The sequence below is a fragment of the Tatumella ptyseos genome (genome assembly GCF_030552895.1).
Classification (GTDB): domain Bacteria; phylum Pseudomonadota; class Gammaproteobacteria; order Enterobacterales; family Enterobacteriaceae; genus Rosenbergiella; species Rosenbergiella ptyseos_A.
The window spans coordinates 2,698,199-2,715,726 of the sequence record NZ_CP130649.1 but is presented as its reverse complement, the minus strand read 5'-3'; the positions used below and the strand labels follow the sequence as shown (position 1 = coordinate 2,715,726).

Annotated in this window: 14 protein-coding genes; 9 read left to right on the top strand and 5 right to left on the bottom strand. The window is 46.2% G+C overall.

Annotated features, from left to right (window positions below; genetic code table 11):
- Nucleotides 1-7: 7 nt before the first annotated feature.
- Complete coding sequence (gene acs, locus QJR74_RS12850; RefSeq protein WP_304372209.1) at nucleotides 8-1,963, bottom strand: acetate--CoA ligase; 1,956 nt, start codon at nucleotides 1,961-1,963, stop codon at nucleotides 8-10.
- Between the two features lie 491 nt (nucleotides 1,964-2,454).
- On the opposite strand from acs, the gene gltP reads away from it, so the two are divergent.
- The 3 genes from gltP to yncE all read left to right on the top strand — a co-directional run bounded on the left by gltP (nucleotide 2,455) and on the right by yncE (nucleotide 5,916).
- Nucleotides 2,455-3,759 carry a glutamate/aspartate:proton symporter GltP gene (gltP, locus tag QJR74_RS12845; RefSeq protein WP_304372208.1) on the top strand — a complete coding sequence of 435 codons (1,305 nt, stop codon included), beginning with the start codon at nucleotides 2,455-2,457 and terminating at the stop codon, nucleotides 3,757-3,759.
- A gap of 92 nt (nucleotides 3,760-3,851) precedes the next feature.
- Nucleotides 3,852-4,763, top strand: a complete 912-nt coding sequence (gene murQ / locus QJR74_RS12840) for an N-acetylmuramic acid 6-phosphate etherase (RefSeq protein ID WP_304372207.1) — start codon at nucleotides 3,852-3,854, stop codon at nucleotides 4,761-4,763.
- A gap of 109 nt (nucleotides 4,764-4,872) precedes the next feature.
- Nucleotides 4,873-5,916, top strand: coding sequence for a 7-bladed beta-propeller protein YncE (gene yncE / locus QJR74_RS12835; RefSeq protein ID WP_441007613.1), 1,044 nt, complete (start codon nucleotides 4,873-4,875; stop codon nucleotides 5,914-5,916).
- A gap of 36 nt (nucleotides 5,917-5,952) precedes the next feature.
- Here yncE and QJR74_RS12830 read toward each other — a convergent pair whose 3' ends face one another.
- Nucleotides 5,953-6,852: a ParB/Srx family N-terminal domain-containing protein gene (locus tag QJR74_RS12830; RefSeq protein ID WP_304372205.1), complete on the bottom strand. Its 900-nt coding sequence runs from the start codon at nucleotides 6,850-6,852 to the stop codon at nucleotides 5,953-5,955.
- Nucleotides 6,853-6,910: 58 nt separating this feature from the next.
- Complete coding sequence (sbmA, locus tag QJR74_RS12825; protein WP_304372204.1) at nucleotides 6,911-8,149, bottom strand: peptide antibiotic transporter SbmA; 1,239 nt, start codon at nucleotides 8,147-8,149, stop codon at nucleotides 6,911-6,913.
- 275 nt (nucleotides 8,150-8,424) lie between these two features.
- Here sbmA and QJR74_RS12820 point away from each other — a divergent pair, with 275 nt between their 5' ends.
- The 3 genes from QJR74_RS12820 to QJR74_RS12810 are packed head-to-tail and all read left to right on the top strand — an operon-like array spanning nucleotide 8,425 to nucleotide 12,273.
- The gene (locus tag QJR74_RS12820; protein ID WP_304372203.1) at nucleotides 8,425-9,159 is read left to right on the top strand and encodes a gluconate 2-dehydrogenase subunit 3 family protein; all 735 of its coding nucleotides are present in this window, start codon (nucleotides 8,425-8,427) and stop codon (nucleotides 9,157-9,159) included.
- Between the two features lie 2 nt (nucleotides 9,160-9,161).
- The gene (locus QJR74_RS12815) at nucleotides 9,162-10,946 is read left to right on the top strand and encodes a GMC family oxidoreductase (RefSeq protein ID WP_304372202.1); all 1,785 of its coding nucleotides are present in this window, start codon (nucleotides 9,162-9,164) and stop codon (nucleotides 10,944-10,946) included.
- Nucleotides 10,947-10,956: 10 nt separating this feature from the next.
- Nucleotides 10,957-12,273 (top strand): c-type cytochrome, encoded by a 1,317-nt coding sequence (locus tag QJR74_RS12810; protein WP_304372201.1) that lies wholly within the window; start codon nucleotides 10,957-10,959, stop codon nucleotides 12,271-12,273.
- 52 nt (nucleotides 12,274-12,325) lie between these two features.
- Here the strand turns inward: QJR74_RS12810 and QJR74_RS12805 are convergent, their stop codons facing one another.
- Together QJR74_RS12805 and QJR74_RS12800 are read right to left on the bottom strand one after the other, a co-directional pair.
- A complete protein-coding gene (locus QJR74_RS12805; protein ID WP_304372200.1) occupies nucleotides 12,326-13,705 on the bottom strand; it encodes an MFS transporter in 1,380 nt (459 codons plus the stop codon).
- A gap of 171 nt (nucleotides 13,706-13,876) precedes the next feature.
- On the bottom strand, nucleotides 13,877-14,731 hold the full coding sequence (locus QJR74_RS12800; RefSeq protein ID WP_304372199.1) for a nucleoside-specific channel-forming protein Tsx: 855 nt from the start codon (nucleotides 14,729-14,731) through the stop codon (nucleotides 13,877-13,879).
- Nucleotides 14,732-15,111: 380 nt separating this feature from the next.
- Here QJR74_RS12800 and QJR74_RS12795 point away from each other — a divergent pair, with 380 nt between their 5' ends.
- The 3 genes from QJR74_RS12795 (at nucleotide 15,112) to licT (ending at nucleotide 17,425) form a co-directional block, all read left to right on the top strand.
- On the top strand, nucleotides 15,112-15,825 hold the full coding sequence (locus tag QJR74_RS12795) for a hypothetical protein (RefSeq protein WP_304372198.1): 714 nt from the start codon (nucleotides 15,112-15,114) through the stop codon (nucleotides 15,823-15,825).
- 96 nt (nucleotides 15,826-15,921) lie between these two features.
- On the top strand, nucleotides 15,922-16,464 hold the full coding sequence (locus QJR74_RS12790) for a GNAT family N-acetyltransferase (RefSeq protein WP_304372197.1): 543 nt from the start codon (nucleotides 15,922-15,924) through the stop codon (nucleotides 16,462-16,464).
- Nucleotides 16,465-16,582: 118 nt separating this feature from the next.
- Complete coding sequence (licT, locus tag QJR74_RS12785; protein WP_304372196.1) at nucleotides 16,583-17,425, top strand: BglG family transcription antiterminator LicT; 843 nt, start codon at nucleotides 16,583-16,585, stop codon at nucleotides 17,423-17,425.
- The last annotated feature ends 103 nt before the right edge of the window (nucleotides 17,426-17,528 follow it).

Below are 17,528 nucleotides of genomic sequence, written 5' to 3'. Positions count from 1 at the left end.
TCAAGTATTAGGGTTGCTGAATACTCTGCTTTTCTTCTAATAGCTTCTCGACAACTCCCGGATCGGCCAAGGTCGATGTATCACCAAAGTTAGTGGTATCACCGGCGGCAATTTTGCGTAAAATACGGCGCATAATTTTACCAGAACGAGTCTTAGGTAGCATTTCGGCCCAGTGGAGGACGTCCGGGGTGGCGATAGGCCCAATTTCTTTACGCACCCACTGACGAACCTCACTGTAGAGGTCGCTGCTCGGTTCTTCACCACTATTAAGGGTCACATAGGCATAAATCGCCTGGCCTTTTATTGAGTGCGGTATACCGACGACGGCTGCTTCAGCGATTTTGGGATGAGAGACTAATGCCGATTCTATTTCTGCAGTCCCCAAACGGTGACCTGAAACGTTCAATACATCGTCAACACGACCGGTGATCCAGTAGTAACCCTCTTCGTCACGGCGAGCGCCATCACCACTAAAGTAGGTATTAACGAAGGTTGAAAAGTATGTCTGCTCAAAACGTTGGTGATCGCCAAACAGAGTACGAGCTTGACCCGGCCATGAGTCAGTAATCACTAAATTACCTTCACAAACCCCTTCCTGAATATTACCTTCATTATCGACTAAAGCCGGTTTTACCCCAAAGAAAGGACGGGTGGCAGAGCCTGGTTTCAACGGTGTCGCGCCGGGGAATGGGGCAATCATAAAACCGCCTGTCTCGGTTTGCCACCAAGTATCGACGATAGGACAGCGGCTGTTACCCATTTTGGTGAAAAACCACTCCCAAGCTTCAGGGTTAATCGGCTCACCGACCGATCCCAGAACCCGCAGTGAACGGCGATCGGTACCTTGAATTGCTTTGTCCCCTTCAGCCATCAGAGCACGTATCGCGGTAGGTGCGGTATAGAGAATGGTAACTTGATATTTGTCGACTACTTCTGCCATACGCGAAGCGGTTGGCCAGTTTGGGACGCCTTCGAACATAACGGTTGTCGCGCCACAAGCTAATGGTCCATAGAGTAAGTAGCTATGCCCTGTGATCCAACCGACATCCGCGGTACACCAATAGATATCCTCTGGCTGGTAATCAAAGACATATTTAAAGGTGGTCGCGGCATAAACCAAGTAGCCCCCAGTGGTATGCAGAACCCCTTTTGGCTGACCGGTCGATCCGGAGGTATAAAGAATAAATAAAGGATCTTCAGCATTCATCGCCACCGGTTTGTGTTCAATCGGCGCATCGGCCATCAGTTCATGCCACCAACAATCACGAGGCGCATGCCAACTCGGCGATTGGCCGGTACGCGAATAGACAATCACGTTTTTTACGCTAGTCACGCCTGGATTTGCCAAGGCATCGTCGACGTTCTTTTTCAATGGGATGGGGCGTCCTGCACGCAACCCTTGGTCAGCAGTGACCACTAGTTTTGCTTGGCTATCGATGATTCGCCCCGCGACTGCATCCGGTGAGAAACCACCAAAAATAACAGAATGGATGGCGCCAATACGTGCGCAGGCGAGCATAGCGACTGCGGCTTCAGGGACCATTGGCATATAGAGCGCAACCACGTCCTGACGTTTTATGCCCATAGACGTTAGGACATTAGCAAATTGGCAAACTTGTTGATGTAATTCGCGATAGGTCAAGGTGCGACTTTCGGTACCGTCATCACTTTCCCAAATAATGGCTTTCTTATCAGCATGTTCAGCCAAATGGCGATCCAAACAGTTAGCGGCTAAGTTGAGTTGCCCATCTTCGAACCAGCGGATATCAATATTACCCGGTGTAAAACTTGTATTTTTCACACGTGTAAAAGGTGTCATCCAATCAATGATCTGTGCTTGCTCCTGCCAGAATGCAGAAGGGTCGTCCACCGATTGTTGATAGAGGTCAGCATACTGTGCTTCGTTTATCAGAGTATTGGCAGCAATGGCATCCATAATAGGGTGGGTAATGGGTTGGCTCATGACAGGTCTCCTTTTTTGTTAATTTTATGTGAAAAGATGCATGATAAAAGACCAAGCCGGTGATTTGTTTGGGATATGTGCCAGAGATCACGGGATTGCATCATTATTTACCGAGGCGTCAATTTTATCGGTATTCTCAACCATTCTTGCAAAATCAATTGAAAATGCCTAGCAACCTACAAGGTCTGGGAAATTTTTTTTCAAAACGTGCGCATTTTATCGAGCCAAATTTTTTCTTTTAGAAGATAGGGTTATAAAAAGCTGATGTCTTTATACGATAATGTGTTATCAAAAGAGAATTATCCGATGTTTATCAAAACTTGCGCTCAGCAGAGAGAAAATGGTAATACATAGCACACAAAATCGCAGGAGGCGGTTTTAGCACACAAACATCAAAGACTTGCCCGTTTTATTTTTGGCATTTTTATTTCTGCGTACTTCTCTTGTCACTGAAGAGTGAAAGGCAGTTTGACTGAGGAAACCACTATTCTATGAAAGGCTTCAAAATCACTCTTGCTTGGCAAATCCTAATTGCACTGATTTTAGGTATTGTTGCCGGAAGCATTCTCCACAATGCACCAGACAGCCGCGATTGGCTGGTGGTCAATGTGTTAAAACCTGCGGGTGACATCTTCATTCATTTGATCAAAATGATTGTTATCCCGATCGTTGTTTCATCGCTCATCGTTGGTATTGCGGGAGTCGGTGATGCAAAAAAATTAGGGCGCATTGGCCTTAAAACGATTATCTATTTTGAGGTAATCACCACCATTGCTATCGTGGTCGGTTTAACACTAGCCAATGTGTTCCACCCAGGAACCGGCATTGATATGTCTGCGTTAACCACGACTGATATCTCAAAATACGAAGCCACGACGCAACAAGTGCAGAACGGGCCTCATAGCTTAGTGACCACTATCCTGTCGATTATTCCGCAAAACATTTTTGTCTCATTTGCGAATGGCGACATGCTGGCGATTATCTTCTTCTCGGTATTATTTGGTTTGGGCTTATCATCACTGCCTGCAGAACACCGCGATCCGCTGGTCTCTGTATTCCGTTCGATCTCAGAAACCATGTTTAAAGTTACCAACATGATCATGCGTTATGCACCGGTCGGTGTTTTCGCGCTATTGACCGTGACTGTGGCTAACTTTGGTTTTGCTTCCCTCTATCCACTGGCGAAGCTGGTTGGACTAGTTTATGCCGCCATCTTGCTGTTTGCCTTTGTTATCTTGGGTGGCGTCGCGAAGATGTGTAGTTTGAATATTTGGACACTGATGCGGCTACTGAAAGATGAGCTCATTCTGTCTTACTCTACCTCGAGTTCTGAGACCGTTCTTCCACGGATCATGGAGAAGATGGAAGCCTATGGTGCGCCAAAATCGATCACAAGCTTCGTGGTACCGACGGGTTACTCTTTTAACTTAGACGGTTCGACGCTTTATCAAAGTATTGCGGCAATCTTTATCGCTCAACTCTACGGTATCGAGCTCTCTTTGACGCATCAGATCATTCTAGTCCTTACTTTGATGGTGACCTCTAAAGGGATTGCGGGTGTACCGGGCGTTTCCTTCGTGGTGTTGTTAGCAACACTGGGTAGCGTAGGGATCCCATTAGAAGGCTTAGCCTTTATTGCTGGAGTTGACCGTATTATGGATATGGCGCGTACCGCATTGAATGTGGTCGGTAATGCCCTAGCAGTATTGGTGATCTCTTGCTGGGAAAAACAGTTTGATGTGAATAAAGCACGGGCTTACGAACAGCAAATGCTGGGGACCTCCCGCGCTAAATAACTGACTATTGATTACTGAACAATCGGGAGTGCATGATAGGGGAGAACCCCGGTCATCACTCCCGTTTTTTTTGTCCACAATAAGGCTTGATTATGTCCCTCAATCTCCATCATCTTGTCACCGAAGGTCGCAATACCGCGAGTGAGAATATCGACCAGCTATCGACAGCCGAGATGCTCAAGGTTATTAACGACGAAGATAAAAAAGTAGCCCTTGCGGTAGAGGCGATTTTGCCTGAAATCACTCAAGCAGTAGAGGCGATTACCACGGCTTTTGCACAAGGTGGACGGTTAATTTATAGCGGCGCGGGAACTTCAGGTCGACTCGGTATCCTAGATGCTAGTGAATGCCCACCAACGTTTGGGACTTCCCCTGAACAAGTCATTGGACTAATTGCTGGCGGGCATAAGGCGATTTTACAAGCGGTCGAGAATGCCGAAGATAACGCAGAGCAAGGGGCTAAAGACTTACAGGCCATTAACTTTACTGCACAAGATATTTTAGTTGGCATCGCCGCTAGTGGTCGTACTCCTTACGTGATGGGGGCGCTAGCCTGGGCAAAAGAGTGTGGGGCGGTTACCATTGCCGTCAGTTGTAATGCACAGAGCCCCATGGCCGCGTCTGCCGATATTGCGCTTAGCGCCGTAGTCGGGCCTGAAGTAGTGACCGGGTCATCTCGATTGAAGGCTGGTAGTGCGCAAAAAATGATCCTAAATATGTTAACGACAGGATCAATGATCCGCAGCGGAAAAGTGTTTGGGAATTTAATGGTAGACGTTGAAGCAACTAACCAGAAGCTGGTTGAACGGCAGAAAAATATCGTAATTGAGGCGACTGGCTGTGGAGTAGAAGAGGCTAAAGCGGCACTCGTAGCCTGTCATGGGCAGTGTAAAACCGCCATACTGATGCTGTTGGCTGACTTAACCGCTCAGCAGGCGCAAGCCCTATTAATCGAGCATAAGGGCTTTATTCGATCCGCACTGTTAGCCTCGGGAAATAAATAACGAAATGATTATATTTATCATTTGAAAAATCTATTACACTCTTAGCGTTTCTCAACATGATAAGCGCTAAGGGCGCTGTTTGGCGGTCCACTGCGCAATAACAGAGGTAATGATTATGCAACGCAATTCTCTTTTTCGTCCCCTATTATTGGTGACAGCACTCTTTTCAGCAGGGGCTCTTGCCGAGGAAGGACAGGTTCTCACTCAGCCTGTTTCGAAAGGCCTTTACGAGCTGGCTTATGGACAATCCTCACAGCAACTTTATGTCGCCAGCGCAGGTAGCCGACAAGAGACCGGCGGTGCGGTCTATGTGCTCAATCCACAAAATCTGAAGACTGAGCAGATAATTAAAGAACCGCTTAAGCCATTCGGCGTTGCCATAGACAATACTCAGCATATTCTTTATACCGGCAACACCCGCGATGGTTCGATCACCGCGATTGACTTACAAACTAAGAAAATCATCGCTCAACAAGTGGTAGAAACCCGTCAACGTACTGAGTCGTTCAGACCACCACAAATTCGTGAGATTGCGGTCGATCCGACCACACATCAAGTCTATGCGACGGGTGTCGGGGCTGATAGCGTGGTGTGGGTACTCGACGGTAAATCACTAAAAGTGATTAAAACCATTACCGGTGTGGGTAAAATGGCGACGGGCTTGGCTTTAGATGCCTCACAACATGCGCTGTACCTTTCCAATGCCGATGCAGAATGGATTCAAATCGATACGCAACATAACAGCATTGTAAAACGCTCTAAGCTGGATTTACCCGGTGAACATATGCTGTTAAATGTTAGCTTGGATACCGCTGGTCATCGTGCCTTCATTGCGGATTTCAAACAGCCGCAGGTTATCGTCATTGATACCCAAACAAATAAAGTCTTAACCAGCATTAAGGTTCCTGAATCTTTGGGTGTTCTATTCAATGCGCAGCGCCAAGAGCTTTATGTGACGCACCGTAAAGCTGGTACCGTCAGTATTGTCGACACGAAAACCTATCAGGTAAAACGCACCGTTAAAACGGACGGCATGCCAAATAGCTTAGCACTCTCCGATAAGGGAGATGTCCTGTATGTCAGTGTTAAGCAACCCTCTTCTCGTGAAAAAGAGGCGACGCAACCAGATACTGTTTTACGTATCGCATTGTAATGAAAAAGGCCTCATAAAGAGGCCTTTCTTCCGTTATCACTCTTTGAACAAGAGTGATAACTTCCCGCCCGGTTCGGCTAATTTAGCCAGCTTCTTCTCGTTAACGGTTTTACGTTGTCCTAACTGCGATAAAGTTGGAGAGTCTGCTTTATCGGTAGAATGTTGACTCCCTTGCGCGGCAACTAAGCGTGTGGCGGCTTGTTGTAGATAAGTCATATAGCCAGCTTTTGTCGATAGCTGCTGAGTATCCACAGGCTGCTGAGAGCGAAGCCAGCTACCTAGGTAGAACTCTAAGAACGGTGGTGCTTGATCAGGTTTATCATAGGCGATGCCACGTAAGAAATAGACCACTGACCGGTAAGGATCGTTCTGCATGGCTTGTAAACTGACCTGATGAGGTAACTGAGCAGGAGTGACTGGTTGCCCTTGTGGATCTTCAAGCCAGGTCAAATGCTGTTGTTGCATCGTTTTCCAGAAGAGGTCCATCGACGCTAGATGACTAAAGTCGTCAGTTATGCGGACCACGAACGGAAAATCCTGATTATTAGCTAGCGCTCGAAAGGTCGATACCGTGTGGTGGCCGTCGGTAAGGTAAACATGATGGTCTGGTGCAATAACGGCGCTTTTTACATCCTCCGCGTCAGTACCGGGAGCCACAAGGCAGCTAAAGCTAGAGGGTTGTGCGAGAGATGATTGGTTATCGAAAGTTTTAACACCTTTCGCTCCTATATCTTCACAGTATTCGTCGAATAACTCCTGATGATCACTTTGTAATTTGGCGACTTTATAATTTACTTCGTCGTCACCAATCGCGGGTTGTGTGGGGCGAATCTGACTGATGTTAAGGGTTTTTATCGTCTGGGCAAAAGAGAAGGCGCTGCACGAAAAGCCTACTGTGATTAACGAAGCCACAAGAACCGAAGTAACGCGTTTCATTATCTTCTTCCTCATTAGGGGATAAAAAAGGTGAGGTATCTCACCTTTCCTTTATCATTCACGAGTCTGAGGCATCAGTGATGATGTCACGATGAGACTTATCCTTGAGGATCATCTCAAAACTATGAAGACGCTTATAGATTGACATCAATTCAACTAACGTGGACCACGAATTGATCAAATATTGGAACGATGATCGCACTTGATCAAACACGTTAGAGATTTGATTCATTAATCCTAAGGTGATCGTCCCGGCAACAATCGCGGGGAAGAGAACGAATAAGCCAAAAATATTATCGACTTGCAGATAGAGAATACGGGTAATATTGAAATAGAGATAATGGAAGTAGAGACGAAAGTAGTTATAGCGCACCTGATTATAAAGCGCTTTCACCGTCGGTGGCGTTGCCCGACTTGCGTCATCTTCACCATACACTAACTCTTTACGATAGGCCGCTTCTACTCGTTGATTTTTGAAGGAGAGTCCCGGAAGTTTTATGCCAACTACCGCTAGCAAAGCTGTCCCAAACAGCGACCACACAATGGCAATAATAACCAGAGCATAGGGAATATCGCCGATAATCGGCACCGATTTAACGTGTACGGAGAGTTGTGCCAAGATGGGTAGAAATGCGATCAACGTCATAATTGCTTGCAATAAGCTCACGCCCCAGCTCTCTAAGGTATCAGCAAAACGCATCGTATCTTCTTGCACCCGCTGGGAGGCACCTTCAACATGCCGCAATTTACCCCAATTCGCCATAAAGAAGTTATTCATCGCGGTACGCCAACGAAACACCCAATGGCTGACAAAGAAGTTATTCAATACACCGACTACTACGGCGACTAAAGCAATACCAAGAAACGCATAGATTTGCTGATAAAAATCTTCAATTTTTACCGACCCAGCTTTACCAAGGGCTTTTTGGATAAGGTCGCCAAAGGGAGCATACCAGGCATTGATCGCCACCCCAACTTGCACACTAAACCACGTTGAAAAAATGATGAGAGCCAATCCCCAAACGGACCAACGTTGCCAAGGATGGTTATCAATCAAACGCCATACCACGGCAAAAAGGGCGACAGCTGCCCAGAAATAGAGATAGAACCAGAGGTAACTGAGTTGCCAGAACCGCGCGACAGTTGTCGGCAATGGTGAAAGAAATCCCTTGGCGAGTGACGGGAAATGGGTTGGCAGCTGTGCGGCGACACCGAACCAAAATAGGACCACGACCAAACTCCAAATGGCTGCACTAATGAAAAAGAGCAGTGGACGTGGGAAATAACACTTAAACATGATAACTCCCTGAAAATTTACTCCTACGACGACTATACTAGTTTAACCGACTGGAGAAAGAACTTACTGGCGATTTAAAAACATATTCTGATGACAAGATGTTAAATCTAGTCACAAAAAATAAGTAGATATGATTTTTGATGTTACTTAACTGTGTTACAATTTAATTGTTACCGGTAACCACCTTATAAAAATTTGACAGTGTTACCGAACAAGACCGTCACGCTATCTTCCAATTTTTCATGCTGCATTATTTGCAGTATTAAGGCAATGTCATGTCAGAACAAAAAAACGGCCAGTCTCGCCGTGATTTTCTGCTGAGAACTATCGCTATCGCGCCAGCCATGGCTGTCGGAACAGCAGGAATAGGGGCACTAGAAAGTCGAAGTGTCTTAGCCGCAGATAACACTGGCTCAGCCCACTCACAGGCAAGGGATTACCAGCCCTCTTGGTTTACAGCTGAAGAGTTCGCATTTATTACGGCTGCGGTAACGCAACTGATCCCGAAAGATGAGCGTGGCCCAGGTGCTTTGGAAGCCGGTGTTCCCGAGTATATCGATCGCCAAATGAATACCCCCTATGCTACTGGCTCAAACTGGTACATGCAGGGGCCCTTCACTCCCGATGTGGATAAAGAGTTTGGCTATCAGCTGCCTTTAGTCCCGCAGCAAATTTATCGACTGGGGATTGCCGAGGCGAATCATCAAAGCCAGCAGCAATACGGTAAGATTTTTGCGGATCTCAGCGCAGCGCAACAAATTGAATTTCTTAAAGCCTTAGAAAGCGGCAACGTGAACTTTCAACAGCTGCCGTCAAAAACCTTCTTCTCATTCCTACTGCAAAATACCCGCGAAGGCTTCTTTAGCGACCCTATTCATGGTGGAAACCAAGGATTGGTGGGATGGAAATTAATTAATTTCCCAGGCGCGCGTGCAGACTTTATGGATTGGGTGGAGCGCGGTGAACGCTATCCATTACCACCAGTATCGATTCGGGGTGAGAGAAGTTAATTATGGCTAATGAACAGAAAAAAGTAGATGCGGTAATCGTCGGCTTCGGTTGGGCGGGAGCGATTATGGCTAAAGAATTAACCGAAGCGGGCCTAAACGTGGTCGCACTGGAGCGTGGTCCACATCGTGATACCTATCCCGATGGCGCTTACCCACAATCGATAGACGAATTGACTTATAACGTTCGTAAAAAACTTTTCCAAGACCTATCGAAAAGCACCGTCACTATTCGTCACAATCCTTCGCAAACTGCTGTGCCTTATCGTCAGCTAGCCGCGTTCTTACCCGGTACGGGAACGGGTGGCGCAGGATTGCACTGGTCGGGCGTTCATTTTCGGGTCGATCCAGCGGAATTACGCCTGCGTAGCCATTACGAAGAACGCTATGGTAAAAACTTTATCCCTGAAGGGATGACGATCCAAGATTTTGGTGTGACTTACGACGAACTAGAACCCTTCTTTGATCAATCAGAAAAAGTATTTGGCACTTCAGGTACCGCTTGGTCGATTAAAGGTAACGTTGTGGGGAAAGATAAAGGGGGCAACCCTTTTGCGGGGGATCGCTCGCAAGATTTCCCATTGCCCGCCCAGAAAAGAACTTATTCGGCACAGCTATTTTATAAAGCTGCCGAAGCGGTTGGTTATCATCCGTATGACATGCCTTCAGCAAACACTTCTGGGCCTTACACCAATACTTACGGTGCGCAAATGGGACCTTGTAACTTCTGCGGTTATTGCAGTGGTTATGCCTGTTACATGTACTCTAAAGCTTCGCCTAACGTCAATATTTTACCTGCGCTTCGCCAAGAGCCTAAATTTGAGCTGCGTAACGACTCCTATGTCCTGAAAGTTAACCTGACCGACGATAAAAAGCGCGCAACAGGTGTCACTTATGTCGATGCACAAGGTCGTGAACAGATCCAACCTGCTGATTTAGTGATTCTTTCTGCATTCCAATTCCACAACGTTCACTTGATGTTATTGTCCGGTATTGGTAAGCCCTACAACCCGATCACTAATGAAGGGGTGGTTGGTCGTAACTTTGCTTATCAAAACATGTCGACCCTTAAAGCCTTGTTCGATAAGAACACAACGACCAATCCGTTCATCGGAGCTGGTGGTGCAGGGGTCGCTATTGATGACTTCAATGCTGATAACTTCGACCATGGGCCGCACGGCTTTGTTGGTGGATCGCCTTTCTGGGTAAACCAAGCTGGCGTGAAACCGATTTCTGGGCTTCCCGTGCCAGCGGGTACACCAGCATGGGGAAGCGAGTGGAAAGCCGCTGTCGCGGATACTTACACTCACCATGTCTCAATGGATGCCCATGGAGCCCACCAGTCATACCGCAATAACTATTTAGACCTCGACCCTAACTACAAAGATATCCATGGGCAGCCGCTGCTTCGCATGACATTTGATTGGCAAGAGAACGATATCAAAATGGCCCAGTTTATGGTGTCAAAGATGCATAAAATTGCCGAAGCCATGAACCCGAAAGCGATCTTAGGGGCAGCGAAAAAAGAGGGTGCGCATTTCGATACCACCTCCTATCAGACAACCCATATGAATGGTGGCGCTATCATGGGTGAAAATCCCTCGACCAGTGCCATTAACCGTTACCTGCAAAGCTGGGACGTGCATAACGTCTTCGTCCCGGGCGCCTCAGCGTTCCCACAAGGACTTGGTTATAACCCAACTGGATTGGTTGCCGCCCTGACCTATTGGTCCGCGAAAACCATTCGTGAGGTCTATCTCAAGAACCCAGGCCCACTGGTTCAGGCATAAGGAGAGGCGAATGAAAAAGACTTTTTTAACACTAGTGTTAGCGTTCGTTTCTTTTAGTGCGTTAGCCGAAAGCTCGGCTGAGCTGGTGAAACGAGGTGAGTACTTAGCGCGAGCCGGTGACTGTGTTGCTTGTCATACTGCGAAAGGGGGGAAACCTTTTGCCGGTGGACTGGCGATGGCAACGCCGATTGGTACGATTTACAGTACGAATATCACGCCAGACAAGCAGACGGGGATTGGTGATTACAGCTATGACGACTTCCAGAAGGCTGTCCGTCAAGGGATAGCTAAAACCGGTGATACACTTTATCCGGCTATGCCTTATCCTTCCTATGCAGTGGTGAGCGATGAAGATATGCATGCGCTGTATGCTTACTTCATGCAGGGCGTTCCGGCCGTCGATCAAGCGAATAAAGCGACCGATATCCCGTGGCCGCTGTCGATGCGTTGGCCGCTTGCGATTTGGCGCAAGATGTTTGCACCGGAAGTGAAAGCTTTTGAGCCAACCTCTCAGGATGACGCAAGTATTAATCGTGGTCGTTATTTGGTTGAAGGCTTAGCGCACTGCGGTGCTTGCCACACACCACGTAGCATCACCATGCAAGAGAAAGTGCTTAATGGACAAGATAACACTACGTATCTTGCTGGTAGCAGCTCACCGATTGATGGATGGACAGCTAGTAACTTGCGTGGTGATAATCGTGACGGGCTGGGGCGCTGGAGTCAGCAAGATCTTGAGCAATTCCTCCGTTATGGTCGTAATGACCAAACTGCTGTCTTTGGGGGGATGACCGATGTTGTCGAGCATAGTCTTCAATATCTGACTGATGCGGATATCACGGCTATTGCGCGCTATTTGAAAACCTTGGCTCCGCAAAATCCTAATCAAAAACCCTTTACTGCAGACGATACTGTCGCGAAGGCGCTGTGGAAAGGTAATGATCAGCAACCGGGAGCCAGTGAATATGTTGATAGCTGTGCGGCTTGCCATAAGACTGATGGGACTGGCTACAAACGCTTCTTCCCACAACTGAAGGGTAATCCAGTTATCTTAGCTGACGACCCTACTTCGCTGATTCATATCATCTTAACGGGTGCACGCTTACCGGCAGTTGCAGGGGCACCTTCCACGATCACTATGCCTGCTTTTGGTTGGCGGATGAACGATCAGCAGGTTGCTGACTTAGTTAACTTTGTACGCACTAGTTGGGGGAATACGCAATCATCAACAGTATCCGCCAGTGATGTAGCGAAGATCCGTAAACAAGATGATGTAAAGGGTCAGCAGGGAAGTCATAGCATTGAAATCCTAGAAAAACGCCAATAATCGTTTTTCAATCATAAAAACGCGGTAATCCTGAGGGTTACCGCGTTTTTTTTTAAATATCTTCCAAGTCTTTCCCGCGGGTGGTTGGGCCGTAAATTGAAACTGATAGTACGACCATTAACATACTAAAGACGATAAATAATACCACGGCGCTACTACCAGCTGAGGTCAAAATAACTCCAATTAGTAGGCTACTGAGGGCGGTGGAAAGGCGGCTGAAGGAGTAGCAAAAACCGACCGCGCGAGCGCGGATGGCTGTTGGAAAGATCTCTGTTTGATACGCATGGTAGCTGTAGGTTAACCAAGCATTAGAATAGGTGATCAGAAAACCACAAACGATCATCAGCCAAGACTGGTGGGTTAAGGCGAAGCCTGTTCCACAAATTACCGTCATCAATGATGCCGCAACAATCTGCCACTTATTTTCAAATTTATCGGCATAAAGTGAACAAAGCAGTGACCCTAAGGGATAGGCTAGCGTAATCAAAAAAGAGTAGCCCAAGCTGTGTGATAGGGACGCTCCTTTTCCGGATAGCAGAGTCGGTAGCCAGTTACCAAAGCCAAAAAAGCCAATAGCTTGAAAGAAATTCATCACCATCAACATAAATGTGCGTTTGCGCCATTTCGCTGACCAAATATCGCGAAACTTTCCTTTGGGTTTACTTTGAGAAGAGGGAAGCGGTAGCTCAGTATTAATTAGCGCACCACAGCGTTTCTCCATCTCCATCATAATGCGATGAGCCGCTTGAACTTGATTTTTTTCCATCAACCAACGGGGTGATTCAGGAAGTTGTCGTCTGACCAGCCAAACAATGAGTGAGCACAATGCGCCAATAATAATTACCCATCGCCATCCTGCCATACCCAACCATTGTTGAGGAATTAGCCACCATGAAAGGAGTGCAACGGCAGGTACTGAGAGAAATTGCACAAAGAAAGCAAAAGCAAAGGCTTTACTCCTTAGGCGAGCAGGGGTCCACTCCGCGAGATAAGTGTCGATGGTCACTAACTCAACGCCAAGTCCAATCCCGACTAAAAAACGACATAATAATATTCCTTCGCTACTTTGCTGAAATGCCATAAGTAGCGAGAAAAAGCCATACCAACCGAGTGCGAACATAAAGGTTAATCGTCGGCCATATCGGTCAGCGAACGGTGCGAGGAGACTTGCGCCAACGAATAAGCCCAGAAAGGTCACGGAGGCGAAAGCGGCCTGATCGGAGATCCCCAAAAGCCCCTCTTGGCCCACATGAAAAATATGATCTGCGACTAACCCGCTACTGATGTAACCGGTTTCAAATAGGTCAAAGAGTTCAAAAAAACCGCCGAGAGCTAAAAGGCTAATAAAGATCCAGAGCGGACGCGAAGCAGGTAATGCATCAATACGGGCGGCGATGGTGGAGGGCGGAGGTACAGCATAATCAACAGTCATTAGCAGGTTTCCATTCACAGTCTGTTTGCAGTAAAAATTATTTTTTTAATTAGGATGAGTTCCCATGTTTATCCAGCATAAAGTAAGTTGACCAGCAGGATCAGTAATTTCTGTAGAATGATGATAAAAAAACCACCCGTGAAGGGTGGTTTTCAAGAAAGGGGTTAGCAATTAGAAACTATAACCCGCGACAAGGTAATAACCCCAGCCAGTATTGTTGGTGCGCGAGCCGCCCAGATCAGCACTGCCTTCCCATTGGCCGCCGTTATGGAAGTAACGGGCGACGAAAGAGTAATGCCAATGCGCATAGCTCAGGGCTAAGATATGGCTAGAAGCGATAGAGTTTTTGGTCCGTACGGTGCTGTTATTACCGAGATCAGAGCCCCAATCGAAGTTGGTAAAACCAATATAGGCTAAATTACCGCCCCAAAGCGTTGTGATCGGGTACATATACTTCACTTTAAAACGATAGCCGTCCCAGCTATCTTCATTATCCGCACCATAGTTTTCCCATTGGTACTTAGCATAGACGTTTAACGAAAGTGAGAGCTTCGTGCCGGTGTCGATATCAGTTCCTAACCCCATGTACCAAGTGTTTTGGCGATTTTTATCGTTAGGCCCCATATCATAGATATAGTTGTTGGCGAAATACCACTGTTTGATCGGGCCGATACTGAGATCAGTATCAGTTAACTTATCAATGGAGAAGCGAGGTTCGATTTCCATGAAGAGTGGCGAACCTTTGCCTTTATCCCAGATACCGACATCGTTTGCGTTCCCGACGCCAAAAAATTTAGGAACATCGATATAACCATAAAAGTCGAACCAATCTTTATGAGCAAAGGCCTCATATTCTAGGTAGATATCGTTATTAGGATGAGGGCCAAACCTCGTGTGGTAGCTTCCCACAACGTTGACACTTTGGTGCCACCAATCTGAAAGGTATTCAGAAGAATCATCTGCCCAAGCGGAGGTTGCTACGGTCGTGGCTAATGCTGTGGCGGCTATCAGTGATTTATATTTCATTATTATTTGCTCATCGAGGATGTAAAACGCGAAAAATTGAGTCCCACAAGATCGTAACAGTCAGTAAAAAATTAATACCCTGTTTGTCGGCAAGGATTTTACCCTTAAAAAGGGGCCTTTGCGGCACTATAAAAAAATTATAACGTGATTAAGATCACAATTTTTATCTATGGTATTGAACTAATTATCAATTTTTTACTACGCGGTGAATAAATAGACAAGAGTATTTTGACGATAAGGGATACTCGTCGATTGTGAGGTTAAGCCATGCTAATATTTAAAAAAATGAACAATTAATCGGTTGATCGCTAACCTCTTTCTGAGAGTAGTGCTTGATTACATCTCATTAGATCGCATGTTTGCCTTAAAGGATGCCATTTATGACAAATGCTGAATCTGAATCGTCTTCATTACGTGAAGACCGATTTGAACTTGCATCAATATTGCGAACATTTCAAAAGCAGCAACAGGCTTTAGTTTTAGCCGCTTTGGATGATGACAAGCAAAACTTCACCTTAGTTAGGATGGAAGGGAGTCGTATCCGACTACTGCCGCACTCTACAAATTCCTGTGCGCCGTCGCCCATAACGCTGGTGGCGGAAGGGAGTGAAGCGAAAATTATTTTTAGCATCACTAATGTGATGGAAGTCGAGCAGCAGGGTCAGCAGCAGTGGTTAGCTGAGCTGGTACCCACGTTTTCTTATATTCAGCGTCGCCTTAACTTACGCGTACCGGTACCGTTAAAAGAAGCCTTTTCGATTGCTATCCATCTGCCTGGCCACGTGGAACTGCACCGCTTTTTTGTCGATAATTTTTCCACAGGTGGCATAGGCATTTATAGCCGCGGACTGCCGAATTCAGCGTTTAAAGAAGGGGCTGTCTTTAAAAAAGCCGACTTAAATCTTGGTGAGTATGGGGAGTATAAGGTCAATGTTGAAGTGATCTCCATCAACCCTGTCGAAGAGCCTTTAGCAGAGCATCCAGAATTTAGTCATCGTATTTCAATGCGCTTTTTGAATCTATCATTGATCACCCAAAGGACTTTCAACAAAATTGCGTATACCTTCGAGGTGAACTTCAACCGTAAACGCTAAGCTACTAGTATGAAATTTCTGAATTTTGAGGTATTAATAACCCATAAATCATTCATTTTCTAAACTTAGAAGACGATCGACATTAAGGGGGTGTTAATGCAGCTTGAAACAGAACGTTTACTATTACGGCAGTGGCAGACCTCCGATTTGATCCCTTTTCAAGAAATGAATCAAGATCCGGAAGTGATGCGTTTTTTTATGAATCCATTGAGCGCTGCACAAAGTGATGAACTGGCGAAAAAATTTCGACTCATCATTCAGCGTAAAGGCTGGGGATTCTGGGCCGTTGAGTTGAAATCGACGGCCCAATTTATCGGCTTTTGTGGTCTTCATGAGCAACCTAATAAATTCTCTTTTTCTCCTTGTGTCGAAATCGGTTGGCGATTCTCTTCGTCGTGCTGGTCTCAGGGATTAGCGACAGAAGCGGCCGAACGAGTGCTACAATTCGCTTTTGAAAACTTAAGCTTACAGCAAGTGGTAGCATTTACCTCTGTGCATAACCATCGCTCTGAGCGCTTAATGCAGCGATTGAATATGACTCGACAGCGCACTTTCAAGCATCCTCATATTCCGGCGGAGCATCCTTTAGCTGAACATCTCCTATACGCGCTACAGCGATCAGATTTTTTATTGCCCTAAGACAAGGTATTTAATTAAAAGAGGCGATTCTGGCGATCTATCTCACGTTTTACCGATAATCATCTTGAGGCACACTGTCGACTCTGACAGATTGCCTCAAGTGGGGTAAAGGAGCGAGATGAAGATTGTCAAAATATTGAACAATAATGTTGTGATTGTTCAACAAGGCTCAAAGGATGAGCAGATTATGATGGGTCGAGGTATCGCCTTCAATAAACGTTGTGGCGACAGTATCGATCGCAGCAAAATTGAGAAAGTCTTCGCTCGGCAAAATAATCCCTTATTTGACCATTTTGTCGAGCTGATTCAGCAAATCCCACTAAATGTATTACTTGCTTGCGACCGGATCGTTACCTATGCCCGCCAGCAGCTTGGACCTTTACAAGAGAGCCTCTTTATCTCACTGGCTGATCACTGCTTCGGCGCGTTAGAGCGAAAACGAAACGGTACTGTTATCCATAATCGCTTGTTGTGGGAGACCCAACATCTCTACCCCGAAGAATATCAAGTTGCTGTGATGGCGTTAAAAATTATCGAGCAAAGGCTAGGGGTTGTGTTGCCGTTGGATGAGGCTGGTTTTATTACACTGCATTTTGTCACTGCTCAGTTAAAAGGCGACATGCAAGAAGTCACCCAAGTCACACGCTTGATGCAAGAAATGTTAAATCTGGTTAAATACCACTTAAGCATTGATTACGATGATAAAAGTTTGAGCTACCATCGGTTTGTCACACACTTAAAATTTTTTGCGCAACGCTGTTTAGCGCGAACAAGAGTGACAGGCGAAGAGAGTGAACTTACTGAAACCATTCATAAACAGTATCAATTAGCGTGGTCTGCCGCTGAGTTGGTGGGTAAGCATTTATCACAGCATTATCAACATCACATTCAACCAGAAGAGTTATTGTTCCTAACGCTACACATAGAGAAATTGCGTAAAGAAGCACAGAAAATATCGTAAATTAACAGGGTTGTTACTACTTCGGTAGGCAAAACCTGGGACTCGCCTTAATAGGGTGGGGCCCGGGTTTTTTGTTTTTTTACAGGGAATTAAATGTCGACAT

Coding starts and splice junctions, on each gene's coding strand:
- murQ (WP_304372207.1), top strand. CDS start 3,852: ATGTCCCTCAATCTCCATCATCTTGTCACCGAAGGTCGCAATACCGCG.
- acs (WP_304372209.1), bottom strand. CDS start 1,963: ATGAGCCAACCCATTACCCACCCTATTATGGATGCCATTGCTGCCAAT.
- gltP (WP_304372208.1), top strand. CDS start 2,455: ATGAAAGGCTTCAAAATCACTCTTGCTTGGCAAATCCTAATTGCACTG.
- QJR74_RS12795 (WP_304372198.1), top strand. CDS start 15,112: ATGACAAATGCTGAATCTGAATCGTCTTCATTACGTGAAGACCGATTT.
- QJR74_RS12800 (WP_304372199.1), bottom strand. CDS start 14,731: ATGAAATATAAATCACTGATAGCCGCCACAGCATTAGCCACGACCGTA.
- QJR74_RS12815 (WP_304372202.1), top strand. CDS start 9,162: ATGGCTAATGAACAGAAAAAAGTAGATGCGGTAATCGTCGGCTTCGGT.
- sbmA (WP_304372204.1), bottom strand. CDS start 8,149: ATGTTTAAGTGTTATTTCCCACGTCCACTGCTCTTTTTCATTAGTGCA.
- yncE (WP_441007613.1), top strand. CDS start 4,873: ATGATTATGCAACGCAATTCTCTTTTTCGTCCCCTATTATTGGTGACA.
- QJR74_RS12805 (WP_304372200.1), bottom strand. CDS start 13,705: ATGACTGTTGATTATGCTGTACCTCCGCCCTCCACCATCGCCGCCCGT.
- QJR74_RS12810 (WP_304372201.1), top strand. CDS start 10,957: ATGAAAAAGACTTTTTTAACACTAGTGTTAGCGTTCGTTTCTTTTAGT.
- licT (WP_304372196.1), top strand. CDS start 16,583: ATGAAGATTGTCAAAATATTGAACAATAATGTTGTGATTGTTCAACAA.
- QJR74_RS12790 (WP_304372197.1), top strand. CDS start 15,922: ATGCAGCTTGAAACAGAACGTTTACTATTACGGCAGTGGCAGACCTCC.
- QJR74_RS12830 (WP_304372205.1), bottom strand. CDS start 6,852: ATGAAACGCGTTACTTCGGTTCTTGTGGCTTCGTTAATCACAGTAGGC.
- QJR74_RS12820 (WP_304372203.1), top strand. CDS start 8,425: ATGTCAGAACAAAAAAACGGCCAGTCTCGCCGTGATTTTCTGCTGAGA.